General features: G+C 69.9%; 9 protein-coding genes and 1 pseudogene. 3 read left to right on the plus strand and 7 right to left on the minus strand.

Annotation, left to right across the window (positions count from 1 at the left end):
* Positions 1 to 67: 67 nt before the first annotated feature.
* Both VKQ35_RS04835 and VKQ35_RS04840 read right to left on the minus strand, forming a co-directional pair.
* Positions 68 to 1234 carry an AI-2E family transporter gene (locus VKQ35_RS04835; protein WP_324359084.1) on the minus strand — a complete coding sequence of 389 codons (1167 nt, stop codon included), beginning with the start codon at positions 1232 to 1234 and terminating at the stop codon, positions 68 to 70.
* Between the two features lie 84 nt (positions 1235 to 1318).
* Positions 1319 to 1918: a TetR/AcrR family transcriptional regulator gene (locus VKQ35_RS04840; RefSeq protein ID WP_324359086.1), complete on the minus strand. Its 600-nt coding sequence runs from the start codon at positions 1916 to 1918 to the stop codon at positions 1319 to 1321.
* A gap of 64 nt (positions 1919 to 1982) precedes the next feature.
* Between VKQ35_RS04840 and VKQ35_RS04845 the strand changes: the two genes are divergently transcribed.
* Positions 1983 to 2951, plus strand: coding sequence for an alpha/beta hydrolase family protein (locus tag VKQ35_RS04845; RefSeq protein ID WP_324359088.1), 969 nt, complete (start codon positions 1983 to 1985; stop codon positions 2949 to 2951).
* On the opposite strand, the gene VKQ35_RS04850 is transcribed toward VKQ35_RS04845, so the two are convergent.
* The 5 genes from VKQ35_RS04850 to VKQ35_RS04870 form a co-directional block, all read right to left on the minus strand.
* Positions 2948 to 3727, minus strand: coding sequence for an SDR family NAD(P)-dependent oxidoreductase (locus tag VKQ35_RS04850; protein WP_324359090.1), 780 nt, complete (start codon positions 3725 to 3727; stop codon positions 2948 to 2950). The two genes, VKQ35_RS04845 and VKQ35_RS04850, sit on opposite strands and share 4 nt — an antisense overlap.
* Positions 3728 to 3828: 101 nt before the next feature.
* A complete protein-coding gene (locus VKQ35_RS04855; protein ID WP_324359092.1) occupies positions 3829 to 4680 on the minus strand; it encodes a glucose 1-dehydrogenase in 852 nt (283 codons plus the stop codon).
* Positions 4681 to 4733: 53 nt separating this feature from the next.
* Complete coding sequence (locus VKQ35_RS04860; protein WP_324359094.1) at positions 4734 to 5735, minus strand: NADPH:quinone oxidoreductase family protein; 1002 nt, start codon at positions 5733 to 5735, stop codon at positions 4734 to 4736.
* A gap of 109 nt (positions 5736 to 5844) precedes the next feature.
* Positions 5845 to 6675, minus strand: coding sequence for a transporter (locus VKQ35_RS04865; RefSeq protein ID WP_324359096.1), 831 nt, complete (start codon positions 6673 to 6675; stop codon positions 5845 to 5847).
* A gap of 68 nt (positions 6676 to 6743) precedes the next feature.
* Entirely contained in the window at positions 6744 to 7301 is a 558-nt protein-coding gene (locus VKQ35_RS04870) for a TetR-like C-terminal domain-containing protein (RefSeq protein WP_324359098.1), read from the minus strand.
* Positions 7302 to 7439: 138 nt separating this feature from the next.
* On the opposite strand from VKQ35_RS04870, the gene rlmN reads away from it, so the two are divergent.
* Positions 7440 to 8609 carry a 23S rRNA (adenine(2503)-C(2))-methyltransferase RlmN gene (rlmN, locus tag VKQ35_RS04875; RefSeq protein WP_324359100.1) on the plus strand — a complete coding sequence of 390 codons (1170 nt, stop codon included), beginning with the start codon at positions 7440 to 7442 and terminating at the stop codon, positions 8607 to 8609.
* Between the two features lie 72 nt (positions 8610 to 8681).
* Positions 8682 to 8907 (plus strand): annotated as a pseudogene (locus VKQ35_RS04880) (DUF350 domain-containing protein); the annotation flags it as partial.

Genomic DNA, 8907 nt, shown 5'->3' on the forward strand with positions numbered 1-8907 from the left:
GCCCGGGGCCAAACATAGATAGGAACAGATTTCGCAACTTGAAGACCCTCAGCTGAGGTTAGGCGGATCAGGATTGTTTGGCGCGGCGGCCCATGAGTTTGGCTAGCCGCCGCCGGGCCAGAGCCGACTTGGAGGTCGGCGGCAGCTTCTGGTCGGGCGGCTCGTTGGGGCGCTTGTTTTTCAGCTGCTGGGGATCGCCGTCGGCCGAGAGGATGACGGAGATCCAGCGGCTGCCGTCGAACTGCGCCAGGATGACCATGGCCATGACGGTGAGCGGCGTCGAAAGAAAGGCGCCGGTCAGGCCCCAGATGCCGCTCCAGAAGGCCAGCGACAGCAGGATCATCACCGGGTCGATATTCAGGCTGCGGCCCTGCATCCGCGGATAGACCACATTGCCGATGATCACGCCGATCAGCTGCAGGAGGATGAAGAGCACGAGCGCGTGGCCATAGCCGTCGAACTGGACGAGCGCGAAGATCGGCGGGGCGACGCCGGCGAAGACGCCGCCGGCCACCGGGATGTAGACCGCAAGGAAGATCAGGAAGGCCCAGAACAGCGAGTCGTGCAGGCCGACGGCGGCCATGGCGATCCAGGACAGCACCGCGACCATCAGGCCGGTGATGGTCTGGACGAACAGATACTGCTCCACCCCGTCGCGGATGCGCAGGAAGGCGACCATCGCCTCCTGCCGCTCCTCGCGCTGCGGGAACAGGCCCACGAGCTTGCGCTCCCAGCCGCGGCGGGAAGCGATGATGAAGGCCAGGTAGACGATCACGAAGAGCGCGGTGGAGGCGAAGTCCTGCAGGGCGCGGGCGGCCAGGCCCAGGTACTTGCTGACGTCGAGGCCGCGCACGATCGAGACCACCGTCGGCGGGTCCTTGATGTGGGCCATGGTGGCGACCTGGGCGATGATCCCGTCGAGCTTGGGGCCATAGGTCACCAGCTGGGTCACGAAGCCCGCGCCGTTCATGGTCACGAACATCGCCGTGCCGCCGAACAAGAGGAGCGACAGCAGGATCGCCAGCGGCAGGGCCGCCTTGCGCGAGACGTGCGGCAGGCGATGCTCCAGCACCCGCGCGAATCCGTCGATCATCACCGCCAGGAACATGGCGAGCGCCAGCGGCGTCAGGATGCCGGCCAGATAGTAGAGCGCGGTGCCGCCCCCGAGCACGGCCAGGACGACCTGGGCGTTGCGGGCGACCGTGGGCTCGGGCGGGGATGGAGAGGCGGTCATGCGGAGCTTTCGCGTCCGCGATCCCTACCTCGCTTCGACCGCGAAGGGGAGAGGCTTGGGGCCCGGTTACGCTTGAGGCGCGCTTCAGTCCGGCTTCAGGGTCTTGTCGAGGACGGCCTCCAGCAGCTCGGCCTCGGTCAGGGGCTCGGTCATGAAACCCTTCAGACGGGCGCCCTGCACCAGGGTGATGAAGCCGTGCAGCGTCGACCAGCCGGTGATCGCGCGCCGCTTCACGGTCGCCAGGTCCGCGCCGGGATCGGCGGCGGCCACCGCGCGGTAGAGGCCCTCCCAGGCCGCCGCCGCCGGCTGCAGCAGGCTGGCGGGCGCGTCGGCGGCGTCGACCAGGTCGCTGGCGAACATCAGCCGAAAAAGGCCGGGCCGCCCGAAGGCCAGGGTGAGGTAGGCGCGGGCGGTTTCGCGGAGCGCGGTCAGGGGATCGGGCGCCGCGGCCTGGGCGCGGGCGTAGGCCTCGCCCAGGTCGGCGAAGCCGCGGGCCGCGACCTCCGAGAGCAGGGCGCGGCGGTCGGGGAAATGCCGGTAGGGCGCGGCGGTCGAGACGCCAAGCGACTGCGCCAGGTCGCGCAGCGAGACCGCGTCCGGCCCGCCGGTCTCGATAGCTGCCTGCGCCGCGGCGACGAGGGCCGCCCGCAGGTCGCCATGATGATAGCCGCCACGCTTCGCCATGCCGGAATGTTGACACAGCTAACATCGAGTCGCAATGTAAGTGCCGCTTACATAGGAGGCGACCATGAAAGCTCTCGCGGCGATGGCGGCGATCCTGGCTCTTGCGGGCCAGGCGCGCGCGGCGAATGTGGGGTTCGAGACGGCGAGCGCGCCTGTCGCCAGCGACAAGCCGTTGGCGCTGACGATCTGGTATCCCACCGACGCGCCGGAGCGCGCCGTCCCGCTTTCGCTCTACGTCCAGTCCGTCGCCACCGGCGCGGCGCCCGCGGGCCACGGCCATCCCCTGGTGGTGATCTCGCACGGCACCGGCGGCGCCAACGCAGACCACTACGACACGGCCCGCGCCCTGGCCGCGGCGGGCTTCGTGGTGGCCGCGCTTACCCACACCGGCGACACCCAGGGCGACCGCAGCCGCTCCATGCGGATCACCGAGCGCCCGGCGGAGCTGTCGCGGGTGATCGACTATGTGACCCGCGACTGGCGCGGCCATGACGCGGTCGATCCGGCGAAGATCGGCGCCTTCGGCTTCTCGTCGGGCGGCTTCACGGTGCTGGCGGCCATCGGCGGCGAGCCGGACTTGACGACGCTCGCACGGCACTGCGCCGAGCATCCGCACTTCTATGACTGCGCCCTGCAACGCCAATTGGGCGGCGCCGCGGCCACGCCGGCCAATCCCGCGGCGGTGGCGCACGATCCGCGCATCAAGGCCGCGGTGGTCGCAGCCCCGGCCCTTGGCTTCGCCTTCGCGCCAAACGGCCTCTCCAGGGTGGCGATCCCCGTGCAGCTCTGGCGCGCCGAATGGGACACGGTCCTGCCGCAGCCCTATTACGCGCAGGCGGTCCACGGCCTGCTGCCCAAGGCGGAGTACCATGTGGTCCCCGCCGCCGAGCACTTCGACTTCATGGCGCCGTGCAGCGCCAACCTCGCGAAGGTCGCGCCGTCGATCTGCGTCGACAACATCGACCGCACGGCCTTCCACAAGACCTTCAACTCAGACGTCGTCCGGTTCTTCCGGACGACGCTGGGCTCCTAGCGCGGCGCCATGCGGATGGCGCCGTCGAGGCGGACGTCCTCGCCGTTGAAGTAGCCGTTGGTGATCATGGTCAGCGCCAGCTGGGCGTATTCCTCGGCGTTGCCGAGGCGCTTGGGGAACGGCACCGAAGCGGCGAGCGCGTCCTTCACCTGCGGCGGGGCGAACTGCATCAAGGGGGTGTTGAAGATGCCGGGCAGGATGGTGTTCACCCGGATGCCGTCGCCGGCCAGGTCACGGGCGATGGGCAGCGTCATGCCGACCACGCCGCCCTTGGACGCCGAATAGGCCGCCTGGCCCATCTGGCCGTCCTCGGCCGCGACGCTGGCGGTGTTGACGATGGCCCCGCGCTCGCCGTCGATCGGCTCCAGGTCCAGCATGCCCTTCGCCGACTTGGCGATGCAGCGGAAGGTGCCGACCAGGTTGATCTGGATGATCAGGTTGAAGGCGTCGAGCGGGAAGTGCTTGGTCTCGCCGGTCTGCTTGTCGCGGCTGGCGGTCTTGATGGCGTTGCCGGTGCCGGCGCAGTTCACCAGGATGCGCTCCTGGCCGTTGGCCGCGCGGGCCTTGGCGAAGGCCGCGTCGACCTCTTCCTCGCTGGTGACGTTGCATTTGCAGAAGACGCCGCCGACCTCCTTGGCCATGGCTTCGCCCTTCTCTTCGTTCATGTCGAAGATGGCGACCTTGACGCCCTGGGCGGCCAGCGCGCGCACCGTGGCGCCGCCCAGGCCCGAGGCGCCGCCGGTGACGACCGCGGCGACGGAGGAATTGAGTTGCATGGCGTAGCGCTCCCGGTTCTGAGGTGTGTGTCCTTGGGCGAGCCTTTAGCCCCAAGCGCGGGCGCGAAAAAGCGTCACCTTACGTAAACGGAAACTTGGGCTCAGCCCTCCGGAGCGCCGAACTCGCTGAACAGCTCGGCGAACGGCGACGGGCCCGACGTGTCCCAGCTGTGCCGGCTGCCGATGGTGATGCCCCCGTCGACGACGATGTGGGTTCCGGTGACGAAGACGGAATCGTCGCTGGCCAGATAGAGGGCGGCCTTGGCGATGTCGTCGGGCGCGCCGGCCTTGGGGATCGGCTGGACCTTGGCGCCGGTCTCGGCGACGCGGGCGGCCATCTGGTCGGCGACCGCGCGCGGCAGGCCCAGCGACGCCCCGAAGATCGAGGTGGCGATCAGGCCCGGGCAGATGGCGTTGACGCGGATCTTCTGCGGCGAGAGCTGGGCGGCGGCGCAGCGGCTCATGTGGATCACCGAGGCCTTGGCCGACGAATAGGCGATCGGGCCCCAGCCGGCCTGCAGGCCCGCGATCGAGGCGGTGTTGACGATCGAACCGCCGCCGCGCTCGACCATCAGCGGGGCGGCGTACTTCATGCCGAGCGCCGGGCCACGCACCAGGACATCGAAGATCCAGCTCCAGGTCTCGGCCTGGATGTCGGCGATCTCGCGCATCATGTCGGAGATGCCGGCGTTGTTGAACAGCACGTCCAGCCCGCCGAACTCGTCCTTGGCCAGCCCGACGGCGGCGGCGATGTCGGCCTCCACCGTGACGTCGCAGCGGGCGTAGCGGACCGCGCCCGCAAACCGCTGCTCGAGCATGCGGCCTTTCTCGTCCTGGATGTCGGCGGCGATGACCTTGGCGCCCTCGGCGACGAACAGCTCGACAGTTCCCAGGCCAATTCCGGACACGCCGCCGGTGATGACGGCGACCTTGCCGTCCAGACGTCCCGCCATGCATGCTCTCCTCAGTACTTGGAAGCGAGGCCCCAGGGCCCGGCGCCGCTGGGTCAGTCGACGGTGATGACGACCTTGCCCATGGCGTGGCGTCCGCCCAGGTGGGCGATGGCGTCGGCGCCCTTCTCCAGCGGGAAGTGGGCCGAGACATGCGGCTTGATCTTGCCCGAGGCGTAGAGCGCCAGGAGGTCGTCGATGCTGGCGGCGAAGGCGGCCGGGTTCTTTTGCGTCCAAGTCCCCCAGAACACGCCGACGATGTCGCAGCCCTTCATCAGGGCGAGGTTCAGCGGAATCTTCGGGATCTCGCCCGCCGCGAAGCCGATCACCAGATAGCGGCCTTCCCAGGCGATGGCCCGTAGCGCCGGCTCGGCGTAGTCGCCGCCGACGGCGTCATAGATCACGTCCGCGCCGCCTGGCCCGCAGGCTTCCTTGAACAGCGCGCTCAGCGCCCGCTGGCCCTCCTTGTCGAAGGGGCCGCGGCCATAGACCACGCCGGAATCCGCGCCGTGCGCGATCGCTAGGTCGACCTTCTCCTGCGTGGAGCAGGCGGCGATGACGCGAGCGCCGACCGCCTTGCCGAGCTCGACCGCCGAGAGGCCGACGCCGCCCGCCGCGCCCAGCACCAGCAGGGTCTCGCCGGCCTTCAGGTGACCCCGGTCATGCAGGGCGTGATAGGAGGTGCCGTAGGTCAGGATGAAGGCCGCGGCCACGTCGTGCGGCATGGCGTCCGGGATTTTCCACAGCCGGTTGGCCGGCAGCGCCACCTCTTCGGCCATGGCGCCCCAGCCGGTGTTGGCGAGAATGCGGTCGCCCGGTTTGACGTTGGTCACGCCCTCGCCCACCGACTTCACCACGCCGGAGAGTTCGCCGCCCGGCGCGAACGGCCGCTCCGGCTTGAACTGGTACTTGTCCTCGATGATCAGCACGTCGGGGAAATTGACGCCAATCGCCTTGACCGAAATCACCGCGTGGCCGGGCTTGGCCACGGGCGAAGGCACGTCCTCCAGGACGAGGCTGTCGGGCCCGCCAACGACCTTGCTCAACAGCGCCTTCATGTCCGCTCTCCCGGTGTCGTCTCTTCGAAGTTGCGGGACGCTAGCCCAGCGGCTCCGGAGGCGGAAGGCGGAAACCTAACGGACGTTTGAAATCGTCAGGTTTGGGCGGTCAGAACCGCTTTGAGATGCCGAAATAGACCTCGGCGGCGGGCGTCTGCCGGTTGAGGCCGAAGTTGGCGCCGGCGTCGAACTGCAGGGTCTTGCCGACCATCAGGGCGCCGATCAGGTCGGCGGTGGCGCGACGCACGGTCCCGGCGGGATCGTCCTCGACCTGGCCCCAGAGTTCGGCGCCGAGCGTCAGGGGCCCGAAGCCGCGGCTGAGACTGGCGGCGCCGATCCAGGCGGCGTGTGTTCCGCCGCCGCCGGCGTTGCGCAGCACGTCGACCTCCGGCGTCAGGCCCAGGGCGAAGCCGTCGTTGAGGGGCACGGCGATCGGCAGGCGCGCACCGCCCGTCCAGCCGCCGGCGCCCAGGCCATGGGTGGCGGTCGGCAAGGTGACGAAGGGCTGGGCCGAGACCGCGACCCCCATCTTGTCGGGATCGGTGAGCGCGACGAGGACGGCGAGGCTGGCGTCGCCGGTCCCGCTCTCGTGCGGCTGGCCGCGGGTCTGGTTGACGACCACCGGCGTCCAGGACGCCTCGAGTTCGACGCGCTTGGCGACGCCAAGCCGCAGTTCGGTGGCGCCCACGGCGTAGAGGTCGGAATGCACGCCGTCGCTGTGCTGGAAGACCGCGTCGACGAGGCCGGTCTCGATCTGCAGGCGGCCGGCGTCGATGACGCAGGGCGGTGTGACGCGGCCGGGGCGCTGGGCGCAGAAGTCGCGGCCGTCGGAGGGCGCGTCCGCCGAGGCGGCGGGCGCCGCCGGCGCCGGCGCCTGGGTTTGAGCTTGCGTGGCGCCGGCGGCCAGCAGGGCGAGGACGGAGAGGAGAACGGTTCGCATGGCCTTGTTCAAAACCGCGCCGGTCAAGAACCGATTAATTCTGGGAAGCCGGCGTGGCTGTTCGATGCTCAGGCCAGCAGGCGATCGGCCAGGTCGTGAGCGATGGCCGCGCTGATCGGGCCGCCGAACAGGGCGCGCATGTAGAGCGGCGCCAGCAGGTGGTCGATAACGTCCATCAAGGGCGGGACGGCCTCGCCGCGGGCTGCGGCGCGGTCGAGCATGGTGGCGATCTGCTGCGCCCGGGGCCCGAACGCTGCGACCTGCTGCAGGTCGTCCCGCCCAGGCGGCGGACGGGTCGCGATCATCGCGCGGAAGAACGGCGAGCCGCCGGGCGCGCGCAGGCCGGCCGCGATCCGCCGCGCCCAGGCGCGCAGGTCGCTGCGCAGCGAGCCGGTGTCCGGCAGCGCCGCCTCCGCCGTCAGCCGCGCCTCAGCCACCTCCAGCAGCAGGGTCCGCACGTCGCCCCAGCGGCGGTAGAGGCTGGTCGCCGCGACGCCGGCGCGCGCCGCGATGTCGGTCATGGCGATGGCCTCGCAACCCTGCTCGGCGACCAAGGCGGCGGCGGCCTCGAAGACCGCGGCCTTGGTGCGCGCGCTGCGGCCGCCGGGACGGGTTCTCGCAGGCAAAAGCACTCCTTAATGCAAACTTATTTGCGTTTATAGACCCGCCAACGCCGGGCGCGAAGCGCCTGCGGCAAGCGGTCGATTTGGCCCGCGTGCGGGTCTCGCCTATATAGCGGGATCTCCAGACAGGATGTTGTCCCCGTGGGCGTGACCCTCGACCTTTCGCACGCGCAGGCCCGCCCGCGCCCGGCCGCCGTCCCGAACCTCTCGGGGCTGACGCGGGCCGAGCTGGCCGACGCTCTGGTCGCCGCCGACGTGGTGCGGCCGGAAAAGGCCAGGATGCGGGCGAGCCAGCTGTGGCGCTGGATCCACCACTACGGGGTCACCGACTTCGGTCAGATGACCGACGTAGCCAAGGAGATGCGCGCCAGCCTGACTGAGGCCTTCACCATCGCCCGGCCCGAGATCGTCGAGCGACAGGTCTCCAAGGACGGCACGCGCAAGTGGCTGATCCGCACCGCGCCGGGCATCGAGATCGAGACCGTCTACATCCCCGACGTCGGCCGCGCCGGCGCCCTGTGCGTCTCGTCGCAAGTGGGCTGCACGCTGAACTGCACCTTCTGCCACACCGGCACCCAGGCGCTGGTCCGCAACCTGACGGCCGCCGAGATCGTGGCCCAGGTGCAGGTGGCCCGCGACGACCTGGGGGAATGGCCCTCGCCCAAGGAGGATCGCCGCCTCTCCAACATCGTCTTCATGGGCATGGGCGAGCCGCTCTACAATCTCGACAGCGTCGCCGGCGCCATCGACATCATCGCCGACAACGAAGGCATCGCCATCTCGCGCCGGCGGATCACGGTTTCGACCTCCGGCGTCGTGCCCGAGTTGCAGGCCTTGGGCGAGCGGACCCAGGCCATGTTGGCCATATCTCTACACGCAACGAATGACGCGCTGCGCGAAGAGCTGGTGCCGCTCAACAAGAAGTATCCGCTGGCGCAGCTGATGGCCGGCATCCGGGCGTTCCCGGGGCTTTCGAACGCCAAGCGAGTGACCTTCGAATACGTCATGCTGAAGGGCGTCAACGACAGCCCGGCCGAGGCCAAGGCGCTCGTCCAGTTGCTCAAGGGCATTCCGGCCAAGATCAACCTGATCCCGTTCAATCCCTGGCCGGGCAGCCCCTACGAATGCTCCGACTGGGGGACCATCGAGGCCTTCGCCGCGATCCTCAACCGCGGCGGCTACGCAAGCCCGATCCGCACGCCGCGCGGCCGCGACATCCTCGCCGCCTGCGGCCAGCTGAAGAGCGAGAGCGAGAAGGTCCGGGCCAGCGCGCGGCGCCGGGCCGAGCGGGCGCAGGCCGACGCGGACTAGGTCGCGCGCCCGCCCGTTGTTGCGGCGCCGCGACGTGCTATCGAGGAGGGCCGCCCACCGGAGCCGCCCGCCATGACCCTTCCTCTCCAGTCGCCGGAAATCCAGGCCTTCGCCACCGGCTTCCCGGTGACCCTGCTGCACGCCGCGATCACTGTGACCATCCTGTTCGCCGCCGCGGCGGTCTACGTCATGCTGACGCCGCACAAGGAGATCACCCTGATCCGCGACGGCAACACCGCCGGGCCGTGTCCCTGGGCGGGGTGCTGGTGGGGCTCGCCATACCGCTGGCGGTGTCGCT

It is taken from the genome of Phenylobacterium sp. (assembly GCF_035309685.1).
Lineage (GTDB): Bacteria > Pseudomonadota > Alphaproteobacteria > Caulobacterales > Caulobacteraceae > Phenylobacterium.

Coding starts and splice junctions, on each gene's coding strand:
- VKQ35_RS04835 (WP_324359084.1), bottom strand. CDS start 1,234: ATGACCGCCTCTCCATCCCCGCCCGAGCCCACGGTCGCCCGCAACGCC.
- VKQ35_RS04840 (WP_324359086.1), bottom strand. CDS start 1,918: ATGGCGAAGCGTGGCGGCTATCATCATGGCGACCTGCGGGCGGCCCTC.
- VKQ35_RS04845 (WP_324359088.1), top strand. CDS start 1,983: ATGAAAGCTCTCGCGGCGATGGCGGCGATCCTGGCTCTTGCGGGCCAG.
- VKQ35_RS04850 (WP_324359090.1), bottom strand. CDS start 3,727: ATGCAACTCAATTCCTCCGTCGCCGCGGTCGTCACCGGCGGCGCCTCG.
- VKQ35_RS04855 (WP_324359092.1), bottom strand. CDS start 4,680: ATGGCGGGACGTCTGGACGGCAAGGTCGCCGTCATCACCGGCGGCGTG.
- VKQ35_RS04860 (WP_324359094.1), bottom strand. CDS start 5,735: ATGAAGGCGCTGTTGAGCAAGGTCGTTGGCGGGCCCGACAGCCTCGTC.
- VKQ35_RS04865 (WP_324359096.1), bottom strand. CDS start 6,675: ATGCGAACCGTTCTCCTCTCCGTCCTCGCCCTGCTGGCCGCCGGCGCC.